Annotated in this window: 16 protein-coding genes; 10 read left to right on the forward strand and 6 right to left on the reverse strand. The window is 61.5% G+C overall.

Features of this window, described 5'->3' with window-relative positions:
* Together PMI26_RS23050 and PMI26_RS23045 are read right to left on the reverse strand one after the other, a co-directional pair.
* The coding region (locus tag PMI26_RS23050; RefSeq protein WP_007971768.1) for a VCBS domain-containing protein at positions 1–1,624 on the reverse strand (1,624 nt) is incomplete at its 3' end.
* 89 nt (positions 1,625–1,713) lie between these two features.
* Entirely contained in the window at positions 1,714–2,001 is a 288-nt protein-coding gene (locus PMI26_RS23045; RefSeq protein WP_007971769.1) for a PilZ domain-containing protein, read from the reverse strand.
* A gap of 202 nt (positions 2,002–2,203) precedes the next feature.
* Here PMI26_RS23045 and PMI26_RS23040 point away from each other — a divergent pair, with 202 nt between their 5' ends.
* The 3 genes from PMI26_RS23040 (at position 2,204) to PMI26_RS23030 (ending at position 6,175) form a co-directional block, all read left to right on the forward strand.
* Positions 2,204–2,869 (forward strand): LuxR C-terminal-related transcriptional regulator, encoded by a 666-nt coding sequence (locus PMI26_RS23040; RefSeq protein WP_033047534.1) that lies wholly within the window; start codon positions 2,204–2,206, stop codon positions 2,867–2,869.
* 239 nt (positions 2,870–3,108) lie between these two features.
* Positions 3,109–4,917 (forward strand): monovalent cation:proton antiporter-2 (CPA2) family protein, encoded by a 1,809-nt coding sequence (locus PMI26_RS23035; RefSeq protein WP_007971774.1) that lies wholly within the window; start codon positions 3,109–3,111, stop codon positions 4,915–4,917.
* A 160-nt stretch (positions 4,918–5,077) separates the two neighbouring features.
* Positions 5,078–6,175 (forward strand): DNA alkylation repair protein, encoded by a 1,098-nt coding sequence (locus PMI26_RS23030; RefSeq protein WP_007971776.1) that lies wholly within the window; start codon positions 5,078–5,080, stop codon positions 6,173–6,175.
* A 120-nt stretch (positions 6,176–6,295) separates the two neighbouring features.
* On the opposite strand, the gene PMI26_RS23025 is transcribed toward PMI26_RS23030, so the two are convergent.
* Positions 6,296–7,186: a LysR family transcriptional regulator gene (locus tag PMI26_RS23025; protein WP_007971778.1), complete on the reverse strand. Its 891-nt coding sequence runs from the start codon at positions 7,184–7,186 to the stop codon at positions 6,296–6,298.
* 132 nt (positions 7,187–7,318) lie between these two features.
* On the opposite strand from PMI26_RS23025, the gene PMI26_RS23020 reads away from it, so the two are divergent.
* Positions 7,319–8,980 (forward strand): GMC family oxidoreductase, encoded by a 1,662-nt coding sequence (locus PMI26_RS23020; RefSeq protein WP_007971780.1) that lies wholly within the window; start codon positions 7,319–7,321, stop codon positions 8,978–8,980.
* A gap of 141 nt (positions 8,981–9,121) precedes the next feature.
* On the forward strand, positions 9,122–10,744 hold the full coding sequence (locus tag PMI26_RS23015) for an MFS transporter (protein ID WP_007971782.1): 1,623 nt from the start codon (positions 9,122–9,124) through the stop codon (positions 10,742–10,744).
* 54 nt (positions 10,745–10,798) lie between these two features.
* On the opposite strand, the gene PMI26_RS23010 is transcribed toward PMI26_RS23015, so the two are convergent.
* Positions 10,799–11,167 carry a DUF427 domain-containing protein gene (locus tag PMI26_RS23010; protein ID WP_007971784.1) on the reverse strand — a complete coding sequence of 123 codons (369 nt, stop codon included), beginning with the start codon at positions 11,165–11,167 and terminating at the stop codon, positions 10,799–10,801.
* A 257-nt stretch (positions 11,168–11,424) separates the two neighbouring features.
* Between PMI26_RS23010 and PMI26_RS23005 the strand changes: the two genes are divergently transcribed.
* From PMI26_RS23005 to PMI26_RS22995, 3 genes are all read left to right on the forward strand, one after another.
* Complete coding sequence (locus tag PMI26_RS23005) at positions 11,425–13,371, forward strand: DNA topoisomerase III (protein WP_177323523.1); 1,947 nt, start codon at positions 11,425–11,427, stop codon at positions 13,369–13,371.
* A gap of 182 nt (positions 13,372–13,553) precedes the next feature.
* On the forward strand, positions 13,554–14,057 hold the full coding sequence (locus PMI26_RS23000) for a GNAT family N-acetyltransferase (RefSeq protein WP_007971788.1): 504 nt from the start codon (positions 13,554–13,556) through the stop codon (positions 14,055–14,057).
* Positions 14,058–14,580: 523 nt separating this feature from the next.
* Positions 14,581–14,910 carry a hypothetical protein gene (locus tag PMI26_RS22995; RefSeq protein WP_033047536.1) on the forward strand — a complete coding sequence of 110 codons (330 nt, stop codon included), beginning with the start codon at positions 14,581–14,583 and terminating at the stop codon, positions 14,908–14,910.
* A 189-nt stretch (positions 14,911–15,099) separates the two neighbouring features.
* Here PMI26_RS22995 and cynR read toward each other — a convergent pair whose 3' ends face one another.
* A complete protein-coding gene (cynR, locus tag PMI26_RS22990; protein ID WP_007971790.1) occupies positions 15,100–15,981 on the reverse strand; it encodes a transcriptional regulator CynR in 882 nt (293 codons plus the stop codon).
* 123 nt (positions 15,982–16,104) lie between these two features.
* Between cynR and cynS the strand changes: the two genes are divergently transcribed.
* Together cynS and PMI26_RS22980 are read left to right on the forward strand one after the other, a co-directional pair.
* Positions 16,105–16,572, forward strand: a complete 468-nt coding sequence (gene cynS / locus PMI26_RS22985; protein WP_007971791.1) for a cyanase — start codon at positions 16,105–16,107, stop codon at positions 16,570–16,572.
* A 61-nt stretch (positions 16,573–16,633) separates the two neighbouring features.
* On the forward strand, positions 16,634–17,293 hold the full coding sequence (locus PMI26_RS22980) for a carbonic anhydrase (RefSeq protein ID WP_007971792.1): 660 nt from the start codon (positions 16,634–16,636) through the stop codon (positions 17,291–17,293).
* A 61-nt stretch (positions 17,294–17,354) separates the two neighbouring features.
* Here the strand turns inward: PMI26_RS22980 and PMI26_RS22975 are convergent, their stop codons facing one another.
* Positions 17,355–18,857 (reverse strand): aldehyde dehydrogenase family protein, encoded by a 1,503-nt coding sequence (locus PMI26_RS22975; RefSeq protein WP_007971793.1) that lies wholly within the window; start codon positions 18,855–18,857, stop codon positions 17,355–17,357.
* Positions 18,858–19,057 lie beyond the last annotated feature (200 nt).

A 19,057-nucleotide genomic window follows, 5' to 3' on the forward strand; every position in this document is an offset into this window, starting at 1 on the left:
CTTCCTGCACCGCGCCGGCATCATTTCCCGTTTCGAAACTGAGCACTGGTGCGTCGTTGGTACCGGTCAGGGTGATCGTCACCGTCTGCGCCGCCGAAGAGGCGTTGCCCGTACCGCTGTCGTCGCTGGCTACCACGGTGTAGGAGAAGCTGATGGTTTCACCGGCGCTCAGGAAGTCCAGGTTCTCGCTGCTGCTGTAGTTCCAGCTGGTTTGATCCACCGAGAAGCCAGCCACCAGCGCCGCGGCCTGCGCCGCACCGAGGGTGCCGCCACTCCAGGCGATGTCGTTGTTGGCGGTCTGGCTGACCGTCACGATGTCGTTGCTGTCCAGATCGGCAAAGCTCAGCGCCCCGCTGTCGCTCAGCGTGGCTGCGCCATTGCCTTCGGTCATCGCCCCGGTCGTGTCGTCGATGCTCAGCGTCGGCTGGTCGTTGGTGCCGGTCAGGGTGATCGTCACAGCCTTGGTCACCGTCGCCCCGAAATCGTCGGTCAGCGTCACCGTGAACACTTCGGTCTTGGTCTGGCCCTCGGCCAGGTACTGCGCCGCGCTGTTGTTCAGCGTATAGGTCCAGCCCACGCTGCCCGCCGCGTCGCCCGTGCTCTCGTCGCTCACAGTGGCCACCAGCGTGCCCAGCGCACCGGACGGCGTGCTCACGCTGGCCACATGGGCGTCGTCGGCCAGGTCCACGTCGCCGAAGGCGAAGCTGCCACTGGCCAGCGTGGTGCCGTCTTCGGTCACCGCAGCGCTTTCGACTTCTGCTGCCGTCACCGTCGGCCCGTCGTTGGTGCCGGTGATGGTGATAGTCACATTCTGCGTTGCCGACGAACCATGACCATCGCTGATGGTGACCACGTAGGTTTCGGTAACTGTCTGTCCCTGAGCCAGGTACTGCGCCGCCACATTGCTCAGGTTGTACGTCCATTGCACCGAACCGTCGGCCGCGTTCGCAGCTTCGCTCACCGGCGAGAGCACGAACGTACCAAGATGAGTAGCGTTGCCCGCCACCGGTGTGAACGTCGCCATGTGCGTGTCACTCAGGTCGACGTCGGTAAACACAATCGTGCCGCTGGCCGTCAACGAGTCGGTCGCGCTCGCAGTGGTGGCGGCGTCTTCGGTCACCGTGCCGGCCTGCGCGCCGAGGCTGATCGTCACACCATCATTCACGCCCGAGAACTGCACTGTCGCGGTGGCCCAACTGAGCGTGCCGTTGCCCAGACGAATCGCATAGGTAAAACTGTCCGTCAGGACCTCGCCCGCAGCAAGCGACTGGAGTTGTGCCTTGAAATCAGAGGAGAAAGTAGCGGCGTCGTAGCCGACCTTACCGTCCGGGGTGATCCAGATCTTTGCACCATTCTTACTGGTGTCAGAACTCATCGCCTCAGCCCTCGCCGTATCCTGGGTCAGGAGGTCGGCCGGAGCGTAAGCCTTGGTGGCAGTAGAAAGACTGTCCGCGTTGTCGAGTGACCAGAGTGTCTTCGCGTTACCGCCGAGGTCATTGGACATGACGTCCCAATACATAACCCCCAGCAGATTTTCAGTGGTGGTAAAGACGTCATCCTTCGCCTGCGGCGTGTTGGAAAACGAGGTAACGGTTCCGCCGCTGGTAGTGGTGGTGCTAGCCATGTCTTTCTCCCAAGAATGTCACTCAGAGCAAAAAACCGCTGTGGGCCGCCAACAGCCGCAAGCCGATCCTCGCTCAACCCACAAACACTTCACTCCACCGGTACCAGCCGGCTAGCCAGTAGCTTCACGCCCACCCCGGCCCTGCCGCCCAGCGACTCAATGCGCACGATTTGTCCTCGCGCCTTGAACTTCATGGGGCCGCCGGGAGTGTCGAGTTCGATCTCGAAGTCAATCAAGCTACCCACCTGCTGCTCGCTATCGGTTTCGAAATACAAACCGGAGGCGCTGATGTCACGGGTGACACCGTTGCCCCCGCCGATCAGTTGCAGCGACAGGGTGACTTGTTCACGGGGCTCAATGCGGAGTGTGTCTTTCATGTCGGCAGTCTAAAAACCACCGCTGTTTATTACATGAGCGCGATATCCCCTTTTTTCTGGGAGTCAATCACCCATCAAAACAGTGTTTTACGGGACAAATGTCATGGGAGGGGGGAGTCAAGCGCTATGGAAAAAGCTACGGACTGCAACGATTGCTATCATGATCAGCTAACACAACCCGCCTAAAGGGGCAGCGACACGCATGCCAATTCAAGTCCTGTTAGTAGCTCTACCGCTCGTGGCCTGGGGCCTTGAGCGTCTGGTGGAAAGTGCTCGACCAAAGTTGGCGCTGGCGGGTTCGGTGTCGTCGGTGGCGCAATACCTGCTTTCGCCGCACCAGTACGCGCCGGATGTGGTGGTGCTGGACCTGGACAGCGAGGACTGTATCGAGTCGCTCGCCGACTTGCACAGCCAGACCAAAGCCAGGATTCTGGTCGTGACCGGGTCGAGCGACGTGGCACTGCATGACAGTGCGGTGCTGGCGGGCGCACGTGGCGTGGTGGATAAGCGGGATTCGGCATCCGCATCAACATTGCTCAAAGCCATAGAAAAAGTGCATGAAGGCGAACTCTGGATTGACCGCAACGCGACCAGCCGTATCTTTCTTGAACTGGCACGCAATAAAGCCGAGCGCGATATAGACCCGGAGCAACAAAAAATCGCCAGGCTGACGCGCCGCGAGCAGCAAACCATTGCGTCGCTGGCCCGCGACCCCTCAGCGCCTGGCAAGTTGGTGGCCGAAAAGCTGCACATCAGCGAGCACACACTGCGCAATCATTTGACATCGATCTACAGCAAGCTGGGCCTGACGAACCGCGTAGATCTGTACGCCTACGCACACAAGCATGGGCTGTCCACAGGCGACTGAGGACAGCGGCAACACGCCGAGCGTATTGCCGCTGTCTGACCTTGTCCCGAAACGCCAGCGCAGGTCATTCGCCGATTCTTTCCGGATTTATCGAGAACCCGATCTACCCCTCCCATCTCCTGCGAGGCCGGCAAGATTCGCCATCAATCGACATGACAGACCACTCCCGCAGTGGATCTTCACAGAACCCGACCTTATCCTTGACGCCCCCCGCTGTCCCGAGTCCTGGAGTTTCGCCCATGCCCCATGAAGGCAACCTGCTACAAGCCGCTGTCGTATTCCTGATGGCGGCCGTGCTCATCGTTCCGTTAGCCAAGCGCCTGCAACTGGGGGCGGTCCTGGGCTATCTGTTCGCCGGAGTGATCATCGGCCCGTCGGTGCTGGGGTTGATCGACAACCCGCAAAGCGTCGCGAACATTTCCGAGCTTGGCGTGGTGCTGCTGCTGTTCATCATCGGCCTGGAGCTGTCGCCGCGACGGTTGTGGGTGATGCGCAAATCAGTGTTCGGCGTGGGCCTGGCGCAAGTGCTGCTGACCGGCACGGTGATTGGCGTGGTGGCTTTGTATTTGTTTGGCCAGCCGTTGAACACCGCGATCGTCCTCGGCCTGGGCCTGGCACTGTCGTCCACGGCGTTCGGCCTGCAAAGCCTGGCTGAACGCAAGGAACTGACCAGCCCTCACGGGCGACTGGCGTTCGCGATCCTGTTGTTTCAGGACATCGCCGCGATCCCCTTGATCGCCATGGTGCCGTTGCTGGCCGGTGGCGATCACAGCACCAGCGCCAGCGAAAACCTGAACCATGGACTGCAAGTGCTAGCCAGCATCGCCGTGGTGGTGATCGGCGGGCGTTACCTGCTGCGGCCGGTGTTCCGCGTGGTGACCAAGACCGCGTTGCCGGAGGTCTCCACCGCCACCGCGTTGCTGGTGGTGATCGGCACGGCCTGGTTGATGGAACTGGTGGGCATTTCCATGGCCCTTGGCGCCTTCCTCGCCGGCCTGCTGCTGGCGGACTCCGAGTATCGCCATGAACTGGAAGCCCAGATCGAACCGTTCAAGGGCCTGTTGCTGGGGCTGTTTTTCATTAGCGTCGGCATGGGCGCGAACCTGAGCCTGTTGCTGAGCATGCCGGTCGCGGTGCTGGGCCTGACCCTGCTGCTGATCGCGATCAAACTGCCGCTGCTGTTTATTGTCGGCCGCCTGGCCGGAGGATTGAAGAACGTCAGTGCGATCCGTTTGGGTATCGTGTTGGCGGCCGGTGGTGAATTTGCCTTTGTGGTGTTCAAGATCGGTCGCGATCATGGGCTGTTCGCCGCCGGGCTTTATGACCTGCTGGTGTTGACCATCACCCTGTCCATGGCCGTGACGCCGCTATTGCTGCTGGTTTGCGCACGCCTGGTCAGCCCGAAAGTGCAACCGGTGGAAGTACCGGAGAAGTTCCGCGAAATCGACGCCGACGCGCCACGGGTGGTGATCGCCGGGATGGGCCGCATGGGCCAGATCGTTGCGCGGATTCTGCGCGCACAGAACATCAAGTTCGTGGCCCTCGACACCTCGGTGGAAACCATCGAGCTGTCCCGCAGCTTTGGTGGCGTGCCGGTGTTCTACGGCGACCCGATGCGCCCGGAAATCCTCAGCGCGGCCAAGGTCGGCGAAGCCGAGTTTTTTGTGATCGCCACAGACGACCCGAACACCAACATCAAGACCGCCGAACTGGTGCGCAAGCTCTACCCGCATATGAAAATCATCGCCCGCGCCCGTAACCGTCAGCATGTGCACCGGCTGATGGACGTCGGTGCCCACGCCGTGCGCGAGACCTTTTTCTCGAGCCTGGAAATGAGCCGGCAAACCCTGATCGGCTTGGGATTGACCCATGCCCAGGCCGATGCACGGATCAAGCGTTTCAAGCAGCACGACGAAGAGGTGCTGGAAGCCCAGCACGCGGTGTATGACGACGCAGTGAAAGTGATGCAGACGGCACAGGAAGCGCGGGGGGAACTGGCCAGGTTGTTCGAGTCGGATCAACTGCAGGAGCAGGCGGGCAAGAAATGAGGCGGACTTGAGGGCCCCTTCGCGAGCAAGCCCGCTCCCACACTGGATCTGAGGTGCTCACAAATATTGAGCCTGGCAGAGTCCCCTTGTGGGAGCGGGCTTGCTCGCGAAGAACGATAACGCGGTGTGACGGAATAACCACAATTTCAAAGGAACCACCATGGCTGACCAACCTGCCCCCGCCCTCAAGGAAATCTTCAACGACGAGCGCCTCAAGCACATCGCCACAGAAATGACCGCGGTCTATCCGCCATTCGAGGCCAGGCGCTTCCTGAAGCTAGCCCAGTCCGGCCTGGCAGACCTCAGCGTCATGCAGCGCATGGCCCGGGTCAGCGAATGCCTGCACGCGGTGTTGCCGCTGGACTATGAAGCATCGCTGCAGGTGCTGCGCGCCCTCGCCCCGCGCCTGAACAGCGGTTTCGTCAGCATGTGCCTGCCGCACTACGTCGCCCGCTACGGCGCCCATGCGTTCGAGCAGTCGATGGACGCACTGAAGTACTTCACCGCTTTCGGCTCTTCGGAATTCGCGATCCGCCACTTTCTGCGCAGCGACCTCGAGGGTTCGCTCAAGCTGATGCACGAATGGTCACTGGATGACAACGAACACGTACGCCGCCTGGCCAGTGAAGGTTGCCGGCCACGCCTGCCCTGGTCATTCCGCCTGGAACCCGTCCAGGCCGACCCGACACTCGCCGCAAAAATCCTCGACAACCTCAAGGCCGACACCAGCCTGTACGTGCGCAAATCCGTGGCCAACCACCTCAACGACATCACCAAGGACCACCCCGACTGGGTGCTGGACCTGATCGAAGGCTGGTCGCTGGACAACCGGCACACCGCATGGATCGCCAGGCACGCCCTGCGCAGCCTGATCAAACAGGGCAACCAGCGGGCACTGGCGATCATCGGCGCGGGCGGCAAGCCTGAAGTCGAGATCGTCGATGTGAAAGTCGAACCGCCGGTGATTGGCCTGGGAGAAAAGATCACCCTGTCGTTTGCCATCAGATCCACGGCAGAAAGCAGCCAGCGCCTGGTGATCGACTACGCCATCGATTACGTCAAGGCCAACGGCAGCACCTCGGCGAAGGTGTTCAAGCTCAAGGCGCTGACACTGCCCGGCAACGCCAGCGAAGCCGTCAGCCGTGGGCAACACATCAAGGAACTCACCACCCGCCGGCATTATGCGGGGCGCCATGCGGTGCATGTCATGGTCAATGGCGAGCGGCTGGCCAGCACGGCATTTGAGATTCTCGCTTAAACCATTAGATCAATTGTGAATCTACCGACGCCTTCGCGAGCAAGCCCGCTCCCACATTGGAATGCGTTCCCCCTGTGGGAGCGGGCTTGCTCCGGGCGGCGTTCCGACGAAGGCGTCAGTTCAGGCACCGCCCAACAACAGCCCCTGCTCCCGCTCACACAACTCCACCACATAATCCCACAATACCCGCAGCCGCACCGACTTGTGCAGCTCCCGGCGAGTGCTGATCCAGTAACTGCGCTGGATGCTTTCGGCCGGCAACAGCGGCACCAGTCCCGGATCGGCACTGGCCATATAACACGGCAGCACCGCGATCCCCAGACCCGAGCGCGCAGCCTGTTGCTGGGCGATCACGCTGGTGCTGTGAAACACCACCTGCGGGTTGCGGCAGAAGCTGTTGAGGAACATCAGTTCCTGGCTGAACAGCAAGTCGTCGACATAGCCGATCCACGCATGACGCCCCAGGTCCTCGCGACTGCGCAACGGCGGTGACCGGTCGAGATACTCCTGGCTGGCATACAACGCCAGGCGATAGTCCGTGAGTTTGCGGGTGACCAGCATGTCGGCGGCCGGGCGTTCGAGGTGGATGCTGATTTCCGCCTCGCGGTTGAGGATGCTGACAAACCGCGGCACCGCCACCAGCTCCACTTCCAGCCCCGGATAGCGTTCGAACAAGCCGTTCATGCGACTGGCCAGGAACATGATGCCCAGGCCTTCGGTCACCCCGACGCGGATCTTGCCCAGGGGCGCGGTGGATTGGGTGATTTCCTCCTGGGCCAGCAGCGCCACGTTCTCCATCGCCTCGGCGTGTTTAAGCAACGCCTCGCCCGCCGGGGTCATCTCATAACCCTGGGCATGCTGAACGAACAATGCCGTACCCAGGCTCTTTTCGATGGCCTCGATGTGTCGCGCCACGGTGGCATGGGTGGTGTTCAAGCGCCGGGCAGCCGTGAGCAAACGCCCGCTGCGCTGCAACTCGAGAAAAAACCGCAGGTCATTCCAGTCGAACATGAAGCGTCCTTGTTCGTGGCCGTTCGGGATGCTGTTTAAAAACGCACAGCGGCTGCGCAAAAACTAACATTCTTTTGACGAAAGCTAACAACTAGGATGACAGACAACAAGAACAACAAAACGAGGTCAGGGATGCAGGCTTCCCTTGATGAATACGATTACATCGTGGTCGGAGCCGGGCCGGCCGGGTGTCTGCTGGCCAATCGACTGTCGGCCAACCCCAAACATCGCGTGTTGTTGCTCGAAGCCGGCGGCCGCGACAACTACGCGTGGATTCACATCCCCGTGGGTTACCTGTACTGCATCGGCAACCCGCGCACCGACTGGTGCTTCAAGACCGAAGCGCAACCGGGCCTGCAAGGTCGCGCCCTGAGCTATCCACGCGGCAAGGTACTGGGCGGCTGCTCATCCATCAACGGCATGATCTACATGCGCGGCCAGGCCGGTGACTACGACCGCTGGGCCGCCGACGGCAACCCCGGCTGGAGCTGGCAAGACGTGTTGCCGCTGTTCAAACAGAGTGAAAACCACTTCGCCGGCGCCGCCGAATTTCACGGCGACGCGGGTGAATGGCGCGTCGAACGCCAGCGCCTGTCGTGGCCGATTCTCGACGCCTTCCGCAGTGCCGCCGAACAAAGCGGCATCGCCAGCATCGATGACTTCAACCAGGGCGACAACGAAGGTTGCGGCTACTTCCAGGTCAATCAGAAAGCCGGCATCCGCTGGAACGCGGCCAAGGCGTTTCTCAAGCCGATTCGCCAACGCCCCAATCTCACAGTGCTGACCGGTGTCGAAGTCGACCGTGTGCTGCTGGACAATGGCCGCGCCTCTGCAGTCAGCGCCCGCTGGCAAGGCGCGGTGAAGACCTTCAAGGCGCGCAAGGAGATCGTCCTCTGTGCCGGTTCGGTCGGGTCGCCGGGCATCCTGCAACGCTCCGGCATTGGCCCGCGCCCACTGCTGGAACGGCTGGGTATTGGCGTCGCCCATGAACTGCCCGGTGTCGGCGGCAATCTGCAGGATCACCTGCAACTGCGGCTGATCTACCAACTGGAAAATGCCCGCACCCTGAACCAGATGGCCGGCAGCCTGTGGGGCAAACTGGGCATGGGCCTGCGCTACCTGTATGACCGCAGCGGCCCGCTGTCCATGGCGCCAAGCCAGTTGGGCGCCTTTGCCCGCTCGGGGCCGGAACAGACATCAGCCAACCTCGAATACCACGTGCAGCCGCTGTCGCTGGAGCGCTTTGGCGAACCGCTGCATGGGTTCCCGGCGTTCACCGCATCGGTCTGCGATCTACGCCCGCAAAGCCGTGGCCGGGTGGATATCCGCTCGGCGGATCCGCAACAAGCACCGCTGATCCAGCCCAATTATTTGAGCCACCCGGAAGACCTGCGGGTCGCCGCCGACGCCATTCGCCTGACCCGACGTATCGTCGCCGCGCCGGCCCTGCGCGCCTTCAATCCGGTGGAATACCTGCCCGGCGCCAGCCTGCAAAGCGAAGAACAACTGCACGAAGCCGCCGCGCGCATCGGCACCACGATTTTCCACCCCGTAGGCACCTGCCGCATGGGCAACGACGCCAACGCCGTGGTCGATGCGCAACTCAAGGTCCATGGCATCCCCGGCCTGCGCATCGCCGATGCCTCGATCATGCCGCGCATCACCTCTGGCAACACCTGCTCACCGACGCTGATGATTGCCGAGAAGGCTGCGCAGATGATTCTCAATCCAGACATATACACCAACCCTGTGGGAGCGGGCTTGCTCGCGAAAGCGGTGGATCATTCACATTGATGTTGAATGACACGACGCCTTCGCGAGCAAGCCCGCTCCCACAAGGACCGCATTAGATTCACGGACACTGAGCATTACCCCTGAAATGGAACACGCAACACCAGTGGAACAACAAAAACAATCACTGTGAGGGATACCGGTATGTCAGAAAATGTTCAAACCCTGGAAGCCGTGCGCAGCGCGGGCACCAGCCAGGAAACCCAGAAAGTCATCTTCGCCTCGTCCCTCGGGACCGTCTTCGAGTGGTACGACTTTTTCCTCTATGGCGCCCTTGCGGCAGTCATCAGCAAACAGTTTTTCGCCGGGGTCAACGACACCACCGCGTTCATCTTTGCGCTGATGGCCTTCGCCGCCGGCTTCATCGTCCGGCCGTTCGGCGCGCTGGTGTTCGGTCGGTTGGGGGACATGATCGGGCGCAAGTACACCTTCCTCGCCACCATTATCCTCATGGGCCTGGCGACGTTCTGTGTCGGGCTGCTGCCGACCTACGCCAGCATCGGCATCGCCGCGCCGATCATCCTGGTGGTGCTGCGCATGCTCCAGGGCCTGGCCCTGGGCGGTGAATACGGTGGCGCCGCGACCTATGTCGCCGAGCACGCGCCCATGGGCAAACGCGGCTTCCACACCAGCTGGATTCAATCCACCGCGACCCTGGGCCTGCTGCTCTCGCTGCTGGTGGTGCTGGGCTGCCGCTACTTCACCGGCGATCAGTTCGAAGTCTGGGGCTGGCGCATTCCGTTCCTGTTTTCCATCGTGCTGCTGGGCATCTCCACCTGGATTCGCCTGAGCCTGCACGAGTCGCCGGCCTTCGTGAAAATGAAAGAGGAAGGCAAGCTGTGCAAACAGCCGATTCGCGACTCCTTCGGCAAATGGGAAAACCTCAAGGTGGTGTTGATCGCGCTGTTCAGCATCAATGCCGGGCAAGCGGTGACCTTCTACGCCGCGCAATTCTATGTGCTGTTCTTCCTCACCCAGTTCCTGAAAATGGACCCGGCCGTGGCCAACGGCTTGCTGATTGTCAGCGTGACCATTGGCGCCCCCTTCTTCATTTTCTTTGGCTGGCTGTCGGACAAGGTCGGGCGCAAACCGGTGCTGATGATCGGCCTGCTGCTGGCCACCGCGCTGTACTTCCCGATCTTCAAGACCCTGGCCCACTACGCCAACCCGGCCATCGACCAAGCCAGCCGCCAGGCACCGATCACCGTGATGGCCGACCCGGCCACCTGCACCTTCCAGTTCGACCCGGTGGGCAAGGCGAAATTCGACAGCCCGTGCGACAAGGTCAAGACCTTCCTGGTCAAGCAGGGCTTGCCCTACCAGAGCTTAGCGGCCCCGGCCGGCAGTGGCGTGCAGGTGAGCGTCGGTGACGTGAAGCTCGATGGTTTCGACGAAGCCGCCCTGCGCGGCGCCGTGACCCTCGCCGGCTACCCGCAACAGGCGGACATGCAACAGATCAACAAACCGATGATCGTGGCGCTGATTGTCGCGCTGATCATCATCTCGGCCATGTGCTACGGCCCGCTGGCGGCGTTGATGGTCGAACTGTTCCCGACCCGCATCCGCTATACCTCGATGTCCCTGCCCTACCACATCGGCAACGGCTGGTTCGGCGGCTTCCTGCCGACGGTGTCGTTCGCGCTGGTGGTGTACACCGGGGACATCTTCTACGGGCTGTGGTATCCGGTGGTGATCACCGGGGTGAGCCTGGTGGTGGGGATGATATGCCTGCGTGAGACGCGTAACGTCGACCTCGACAAGAACTGAGGTTATGCCTGCCGACGAGGGAGCTGGCTCCCTCGTCGCGGCGATCCCCCCCGATCAGACCTCGGAGTCAAGCAACTCGAACTTCACCTGATCCGGGTAGAACGCCACGTATTCGCGTATCTGCTGCACCGATATCTTGGGGTTCTCATAACTCCACACGGCATTGGCACTCTCATGCCCCGGCACCTGCAGACTGAAATAACTCGCATCGCCCTTGTACGGGCAATAGCTGGTGTGGTCGGTGCGGGCGAAATATTTCTCGTCGATATCCTCCCGCGGCACGTAGTACACCGGCGGGTAGTTGGCCTCCAGCAACACCAGGGCCCGCGCCGAGGCGGCTACTTGAATACCGTGAAACCTCACCAGCAGACAGCCAGGCTGCTCGGCGATGGTGATGACAGGACTAGGACCGGAGCTTTTCATGGAATACGTTCCTCATGACGGTGATGGACCTGCAAATCGATGATGTGGGAGCGTGGCTTGCCCGCGATGGGTTGCGCAACAGCCCCAAACCTGAAACCACGATTTATCAGGTATAACCCAAGTTTCACCCTCGCGACCGCTTCGCAGCCGAACGGGAGCGACACACCAAGCTGTACATCCATACAGATAAAGATTGCTCCAGCGTCCATCAAGCGCCATTCTGTGCACCCCTGACACATAGATCGACGATGGTGGTTATGCGGCTGTACCTCTGTGAAAAACCTTCCCAGGCCAAAGACATTGCAGCCGTGCTCGGCGCCCGGCGCCGGGGCGATGGCTGTTGGCTGGGAACAGACGTCACGGTGACCTGGTGCATCGGCCACCTGCTGGAAACCGCACCGCCGGATGCCTACGACGCGCGCTACAAGCGTTGGGTGCTGGCCGACCTGCCGATCATTCCCGAAAAATGGAAAATGACCGTCAAGCCGCGCACCGCCAGCCAGTACAAGGCGGTCAAGCGCCTGCTCGGGGAAGCCTCCGAACTGATCATAGCCACGGACGCCGACCGTGAGGGCGAGATGATCGCCCGGGAACTGGTGGAGCATTGCCGCTATCGCGGGCCGATCCGCCGCCTCTGGTTGTCGGCCCTGGACGATGCATCCATCCGCAAGGCCCTCGCGGCATTGAAACCGGGCAACGAGACGTTCAGCCTCTATCACTCGGCCCTGGGGCGTTCCCGGGCCGACTGGCTGATCGGCATGAACATGAGCCGGCTGTTCACCTTGCTGGGGCGCCAGTCCGGTTATCAAGGCGTGCTGCCGGTGGGCCGGGTGCAAACGCCGACCTTGCGCCTGGTAGTGGATCGCGATCGCAGCATCGCCGACTTTGTGCCCGCCCCCTATTGGGCCATCGATGTGCAACTGCTGCACAACGGCACCCCGTTCACCGCGCAATGGCGAGCGGCATCCGAGGTTTGCGACGATCAAGACCGTTGCCTGAATCAGGCGCTGGCACGGCAAGCAGCAGACGCCATGCGCGGCGCGGCCAGTGCGCGGGTGATCAAGTTGCGCACCGAACGGATGCGCGAAGTGGCCCCGCTGCCGTTCGACCTGGGCACCCTGCAGGAGGTCTGCTCAAAGAAGCTCGGCCTGGGCGCCCAGGAAACCCTGGACATCGCCCAGGCGTTGTACGAAACCTACAAGGTCATCACCTATCCGCGCAGCGATTGCGGCTACTTGCCCCTCAGCCAGCACAGCGAGGCACCGGCCATTCTGGCGGCGTTGCGCCAGGCCGACCCGGCGTTGAACGCCTTGCACGATCACCTTGATCCGCAACGGCGCTCACGGGCCTGGAACGATGCCAAGGTCAGCGCTCACCACGGCATCATCCCCACCGCTGCGGCGAAGAACCTCGACAAGCTGGCAGGCAAGCAGCGCGCGGTCTACACGCTGATCCGCGCGCGGTATCTGGCGCAGTTCCTGCCCAATCACGAATACGACCGCACCCAGGCCGACTTCGATTGTGCCGGTGAAGCCTTGCGCGCTGTCGGCAAGCAGATCATCGAGCCGGGCTGGAAACGCGCCCTGCCCGAGGCATTGGCTGCGACCAGGGGACGCGAAGCTCCAGCGCCACAGACACTGCCCAACCTGGCCGAAGGCATCGATTGCGCAGTGGCCGGCGTGCAACTCAAGGACCTCTGGACGCAACCGCCAAAGCCGTTCACCGAAGGCGATCTGATCAAGGCCATGAAGAACGTCGCCAAACTGGTGGAAGACCCGCTGCTCAAGCAAAAGCTCAAGGACACCACCGGCATCGGCACCGAAGCGACCCGTGCGTCGATCATCCAGGGCCTGCTCGACCGTGGCTATCTGGTCAAGAACGGCAAGGCCCTGGCCGCCACGCCGGCCGCGTTCAGCCTGATCGACGCCGTGCCGCGGGCCATCGCCGACCCGGGCACCACGGCGATCTGGGAACAGGCCTTGGACATGGTGCAAAGCGGGGAAATGAGCCTTGAGGAGTTCGTCACCAAACAGGCGGCGTGGATGAGCAAGCAGGTCAGCCGTTGCGCCGGACTGAGCCTGACCATCAGCGGTCCACCGCCCAGCGGATCCGCCGCAGCCCCCTGGAAGAAAAAGCGCAAGAGCGCCCCGCGCAAAGCATCGAGTGGCACCAAGCGCAGGGCAAAGCCGGCAAGCAAAACGTAAACCTGACACTGAGCCTTTGTGGCGAGGGAGCTTGCTCCCGCTGGACTGCGCAGCAGGCCCAATGATTTTGTTTGAAAGCGAGAGCCGCTTCGCGACTCCACGGGAGCAAGCTCCCTCGCCACAGTTCGTGCGATGCCGACCATAATCAATGGTGTCCCTTGGCCGGTCAGGAGCCACCCCGTATGTCTTCGATAGCACTGCACGCCGCCCAACGCGACGAACTGGAAACCATCGAAAACCTGATGCAGTTCTACACCTACGACTTCAGCGAATGGCTGCCGCTAAAGCTGGGTGAATCCGGATTCTTCAACATCCGGCCCATGCCGGAGTACTGGCGACACCCGGCCACCCGCCCTTTCCTGATCAAGGTCGACGGGGAACTGGCCGGGTTCGTGACCGTGGATAACCGGACTCACCTCCCCGCTGCCGACTACAACATCGGCTATCTGTTTGTCAGTCGACGCTTTCGTGGCCGGGGTGTCGCGCGATTTGTCGTTTCCACCCTCTTGAGTCAATTCCCCGGTCAATGGCAGATTTTCCATCTCGAGGCGAATCAGCCGGCACGCCTGTTCTGGGCCACCGTGATGCCGGGGCTCGGCGTTGACGCGTTCACCTTGCATCAGCAGGTGGTAGACGGTCATCCCTGCACTTTTTACCGCTTTGAGTGTCCGCCTTTGTCGTCCTGACCGACACACCCTCGCCTCCCACCGCTAATTCCGAACAGCTTTGTCCGACAATATGTAGTGACTGAAAATAATCACTACAAAACCGTTGACGCCTCCGTTTTGCCCTTGCATGATGCAGACGTCTCCCCGATCGGGAGTACAGGCAACACGTTTGAGCAAGCTCGTCTGACCGCCGAGCTGTTTTTCCCGGATACACGCTGCCCACAAGGCAGATTGAAGAAGCTGACCTGGCCTGAACGTCCAGTACAAGGGCGAGAAGTCTTGGCGAGCAATCCTCATGATGCTTGTGGCCGACCCTGAAAATGTCGGCAGTGGCCTTAAGGTTTTCGCCGCTTCTCTTCGTTGTGACGCTATTGCGTAGCAGTTATTCAACACGACTACATGCAACAGACGCAGGACCCCGCCCGATAAGGCGGTCGAACGCTGACGTCCTGGTTTCGGTGCCAGGGATCAACTAACCGATGGGCTACCTGTATTAGCGAATCAACTTTGAAAGATCACCAATTGGTCAAGGGGCTTTATGATGAATCTGAACAATCAACCAACTATCGATGAACTGGCTCGTATGTTCGCTGCAAAGAAAGACAGCCACGACAGCCATATTCTCTGGATCAGCAAGTGTGGCCAGGTTCATATCGACCCCCTGTCGCCGCACGCCCACGAAGCAGAGTTCGACCAGAACAACCAGAACCTGCTCGCCCGACTGAAGATGTACCGTCGCGGCCAGGGCTATGTCGGCAAGAAGGCCGCGGCCGACAAGGACTTCATCGGTAATGTTCTGCAAACCCTGAAACAGGCTTGGGCCTCGATGCAGAATCAGAACGAAGTTCGGGTGATTGACCGGTTCTACTAATTGAATGAGTCGTCACTGACTTATTGAAAAACAGGGCCTGCTCCCAATAAGGAGCAGGCCTTTTTTATGCCCGTACGAAGATCAACTGTGGGAGCGAGCCTGCTCGCGAATGCGGTGTATCAGTTGGCATGGTTTTATCTGATACACCGCATTCGCGAGCAGGCTCGCTCCCACAAGGGATCGCGGTGATCAGAAAAGATCAGAGCCCAACACCAGCTCCACAAACGCCACCGACGCCGCACTGTGGTAGTTGTTCTTGCGCCGCAATAACGCAGCCCCGCGCTCTGGCGCTGCGCCCTGCATGGAAAGCTTGCGCAATGCCCGATCCTGCGTGGCGATGGGTTCCGGCAGGATGGTGGCGATGGCGGAGTGCCGGATGACTTCCAGCAGCGTGTTGACCGAGTTCACTTCAATCACCACTTTGGGCGTGATCTGCGCCTTGGCGAAAAACTCATCGATGCAGGTGCGGGTGATGTAGTCCGGGGTCAACAGCGCAAACTCCAGTTGAGCCACCTCTTGCGCGGACAACGCGTCCTGATGCTCGTAAAGCGGGTGATCGCGCCCGACCATCAACCCCAGGGTCTCGGTAAACGCCGGGATCGATTCGATGTCAGCGCTTCTCACCTGGTCAAACGCAATCGCGATGTCCAGCGAATCATCCGCCAGCCCGGCTTCGATCCCGTCCATCGACAACTCGAAGATCTCCAGGTGAATGTTCGGGTAGCGCGCCACGTAGTCGCGCACCAACGGCCCGACCAGATAAGCCATGAAGGTTGGCGTCATGGCCAGGCGCAAGGTGCCGCGGGACAAATCCTTTACGTCATGCAACGCACGCCTGCCCGCCTCCAGCTCCACCAGCACCCGTCGCGCGCATTCAATGTAAGCCTGTCCGGCGTCAGTGGGCCTGACCGTGCGCGAGGTGCGGTCGAACAGGCTCACCCCCAGTGATTCCTCCAGTTGGCGGATCTGCTGCGACAAGGTCGGCTGGGACACATGCAGCACTTCGGCGGCGCGGGTGAACCCCCCCTGGTCGGCCACCGCCAGCAGGTAACGCAAATGGCGAAGCAACATCGGACTCTCCATCTATAGGCAGTGCTTATGCGTTGCATTGTACATTGGTCTTGGACGCTATGGATGGATCGGCAGAAGATGGCCCCACACCCAAGCAACGCCACTCCCGATAGGAGAATCACCATGCAACAGTCCCACGCCTACAACGACCCAAGCCTGGCCCTGACCACTTCTGTCCTTGATGCCAAGGCGCGCAAGAACCTGTCGTGGCAGGACCTCGCCGATGGCACCGGCTTGAGCCTGGCCTACGTCACCGCCGCCCTGCTCGGTCAGCACCCGCTGCCGGAAAGCGCCGCCAAAGTGGTCGGCGACAAACTCGAACTGGACGCCGACGCCGTGGCCCGGTTGCAGATCATCCCGCTGCGCGGCAGCCTTTCGGGTGTGCCGACCGACCCGACCATCTACCGCTTCTACGAAATGATCCAGATCTACGGCACCACCCTCAAAGCCCTGGTCCATGAGCAGTTCGGTGACGGCATCATCAGCGCGATCAACTTCAAGCTCGACATGAAGAAAGTCGAAGATCCGGAAGGCGGCTCCCGCGCCGTCATCACCCTCGACGGCAAGTTCCTGCCACTGCGTCCTTTCTAAGTTGATACCGGCCCGTACGCTCCGTGCGGGCCGAACCCTGCCCACCCATGAGGACTCGATCATGAAAGCGCTCATCGACGGTTTTTTGAAGTTCCAGAAAGAAGCCTTTCCGCAACGCACCGACCTGTTCAAGCACCTGGCCACCACACAGCATCCGGGCACGTTGTTCATCACCTGCTCCGACAGCCGTGTCGTGCCGGAACTGCTGACCCAGCAAGAGCCCGGTGAACTGTTCGTGATCCGCAACGCCGGCAACATTGTGCCGTCCTACAGCCCGCATCCAGGTGGCGTATCGGCCACGGTCGAATATGCCGTCGCGGTGCTCGGCGTGACCGACATCGTGATCTGCGGCCATTCGGACTGCGGCGCCATGACGGCGGTGGCCAAGTGCACCTGCATGGATCACCTGCCCGCCGTCAGCGGCTGGCTGCAACACGCCGAGTCGGCGAAAGTGATCAACGAAGCCCGGCCACATGTCAGCGAAGCGGCCAAGGTCAGTTCGATGGTACGGGAGAATGTCATCGCCCAATTGGCCAACATCCAGACGCACCCGAGCGTGCGACTGGCCCAGGAAAAAGGCCTGTTGAACCTGCATGGCTGGGTGTACGACATCGAGACCGGTTCGATCGACGCGCTGGATGCCGACAGCCGCAGCTTTGTGTCGCTGGTCGAGCATCCGGGCACTTGTGCGGTATCGGCCAAGGCGATCAAAGCCGCTTGACCGGAACCACCGGTTATTGAAAAAAGTGACCGCCCTTGCAGCGGTCACGGGTTCCACTGTCTCAGCGTTTGACGCCCAGATCGATCTGGGTCATGCGGCTACGGATGGTGAACACGCCATCACCCGAGAGAATCGCACTGCGCGCAAACAGGCGCCCGCTCTCCCAGTTCGAAAGACCCAGTTCCGGCTTGTTCAACGCGTACTGGCCGTCGACCCAACGGGTGATGCCATTGCCGACAAAAGGCGCGTTGACCGCGTTGTAGAAACGCTCCTGGGCCTCGGCACTTTCACTGATCAAGGACACGGTGAATTGCGGGCTGTAGCGATTGAACAAGGCGATGGCACTGTCCAGGTCGTCGACGATTTTCAGGCTGACTTCCGGGGTTTCTTCCCACTCCCATTCGCGGCCCAATTGATCTTCCGGCAACGGCTCGGCCTGGGCTTCGGTCTGATAGCCCTCGGCGCGGTACACCTCCACCGTTGCAGTCAGCCAGTCTTGCGCCAGGTGCGACTCGCTGCCTTCGACGATGTGCAGCTTGCAGCCCTGCCCCCGCGCGGTGCCGGCCTGCTTGAGTGCGTCGAGGAACAGCGGCACCAGTTCAGCGGCGCGGTCGCGGTGGATCAGGCAGACGTTCAGGGTGTTGCAGACTTTGCGGTCCAGGGAGTTGCGCACCACCGCGGCAAAGCGCTGGGCGTCGGCATCGGCGTTGGCGATCAGCCAGGCGCCACCGGTGCCGTGCAGGCTGACCGCCGTGCCGGCCTGCTGCGCGATGCTGCCCAACTGACTGACGGCGCGCCCCGAACCACGGGCTACCGCCAATGACAGGCGCCGGTCAGCGAACATCGCCCAACCGGCGGCGTGGTTGACGCTTTCCACCAGCGACACCGCACCGGCCGGCAAGCCAGCGTCGTTCAATGCAGGGTTCAGTGCATGGGTAACGATCGCCTGGGCGGTGCCCAACGCATCACTGCCGATGCGCAATACGGCGGTGTTGCCAGTGCGCAACACACCGGCCGCATCGGCAAACACATTCGGCCGGCCTTCGAAGACGAACGCGACAATGCCCAACGGCGAGACCACTTGCTCGACTTTCCAGCCATCGTGTTCGACGCAGCTGATCACCCTGCCCCGACTGGCCGCGGCATCACGCCACGCGCGCAGGCCGGCGATCATGTCGCGACGCATACGCTCATCGGCCAGCAACCGGGTGGTCGAGCGGCCGCGCGCCTTGGCCCGTTCGATATCGGCCTGGTTGGCGGCCTCGATCAAGGTCCAGCATTGCGGGGTTTCCAGGCGTTGGGCAAACAGGTCGAAGAAGGCGCTGATCGCTTGATCGGACACCGCCGACAGCGCGGTAAACGCCGCCTGGGCGCGCTCGATTGCGACGTTGGCCGCTTGCTGGTCCGCCACGGGGATCAACAACAACTCGCCGCTGACCTGCTCCACCAGCAGGTGATCACCCGGCTGGAAGCGTTGCGCCAGTTCGGGGCTGACGACAGTGACACGATTGCCGGCGAAAGGGATGGGCGTACCAGCGACTAGACGTTCGAGCGCGAGAGACATGAAGCGGTTTCACCATGCAGGGGGCGGCCGGAAAATGTATAGCAATTTCCCTGTGGGAGCGAGCCTGCTCGCGAAGAGGCCATTCCATCCAACATCAATAGCGCCTGACACTCCGCTATCGCGAGCAAGCTCGCTCCCACATTTGTTTGGCGTCGACCAAATCCAGCCCACGACCAACATCCACTGTGGGAGCGAGCTTG

Origin of the sequence: Pseudomonas sp. GM33 (assembly GCF_000282295.1) — a bacterium.
Lineage (GTDB): Bacteria > Pseudomonadota > Gammaproteobacteria > Pseudomonadales > Pseudomonadaceae > Aquipseudomonas > Aquipseudomonas laurylsulfatiphila.

Coding starts and splice junctions, on each gene's coding strand:
- PMI26_RS23030 (WP_007971776.1), top strand. CDS start 5,078: ATGGCTGACCAACCTGCCCCCGCCCTCAAGGAAATCTTCAACGACGAG.
- PMI26_RS23010 (WP_007971784.1), bottom strand. CDS start 11,167: ATGAAAAGCTCCGGTCCTAGTCCTGTCATCACCATCGCCGAGCAGCCT.
- PMI26_RS23020 (WP_007971780.1), top strand. CDS start 7,319: ATGCAGGCTTCCCTTGATGAATACGATTACATCGTGGTCGGAGCCGGG.
- PMI26_RS22975 (WP_007971793.1), bottom strand. CDS start 18,857: ATGTCTCTCGCGCTCGAACGTCTAGTCGCTGGTACGCCCATCCCTTTC.
- cynR (WP_007971790.1), bottom strand. CDS start 15,981: ATGTTGCTTCGCCATTTGCGTTACCTGCTGGCGGTGGCCGACCAGGGG.
- PMI26_RS23005 (WP_177323523.1), top strand. CDS start 11,425: ATGCGGCTGTACCTCTGTGAAAAACCTTCCCAGGCCAAAGACATTGCA.
- PMI26_RS23015 (WP_007971782.1), top strand. CDS start 9,122: ATGTCAGAAAATGTTCAAACCCTGGAAGCCGTGCGCAGCGCGGGCACC.
- PMI26_RS23040 (WP_033047534.1), top strand. CDS start 2,204: ATGCCAATTCAAGTCCTGTTAGTAGCTCTACCGCTCGTGGCCTGGGGC.
- PMI26_RS23045 (WP_007971769.1), bottom strand. CDS start 2,001: ATGAAAGACACACTCCGCATTGAGCCCCGTGAACAAGTCACCCTGTCG.
- PMI26_RS22980 (WP_007971792.1), top strand. CDS start 16,634: ATGAAAGCGCTCATCGACGGTTTTTTGAAGTTCCAGAAAGAAGCCTTT.
- PMI26_RS23035 (WP_007971774.1), top strand. CDS start 3,109: ATGCCCCATGAAGGCAACCTGCTACAAGCCGCTGTCGTATTCCTGATG.
- PMI26_RS23000 (WP_007971788.1), top strand. CDS start 13,554: ATGTCTTCGATAGCACTGCACGCCGCCCAACGCGACGAACTGGAAACC.
- cynS (WP_007971791.1), top strand. CDS start 16,105: ATGCAACAGTCCCACGCCTACAACGACCCAAGCCTGGCCCTGACCACT.
- PMI26_RS23025 (WP_007971778.1), bottom strand. CDS start 7,186: ATGTTCGACTGGAATGACCTGCGGTTTTTTCTCGAGTTGCAGCGCAGC.
- PMI26_RS22995 (WP_033047536.1), top strand. CDS start 14,581: ATGAATCTGAACAATCAACCAACTATCGATGAACTGGCTCGTATGTTC.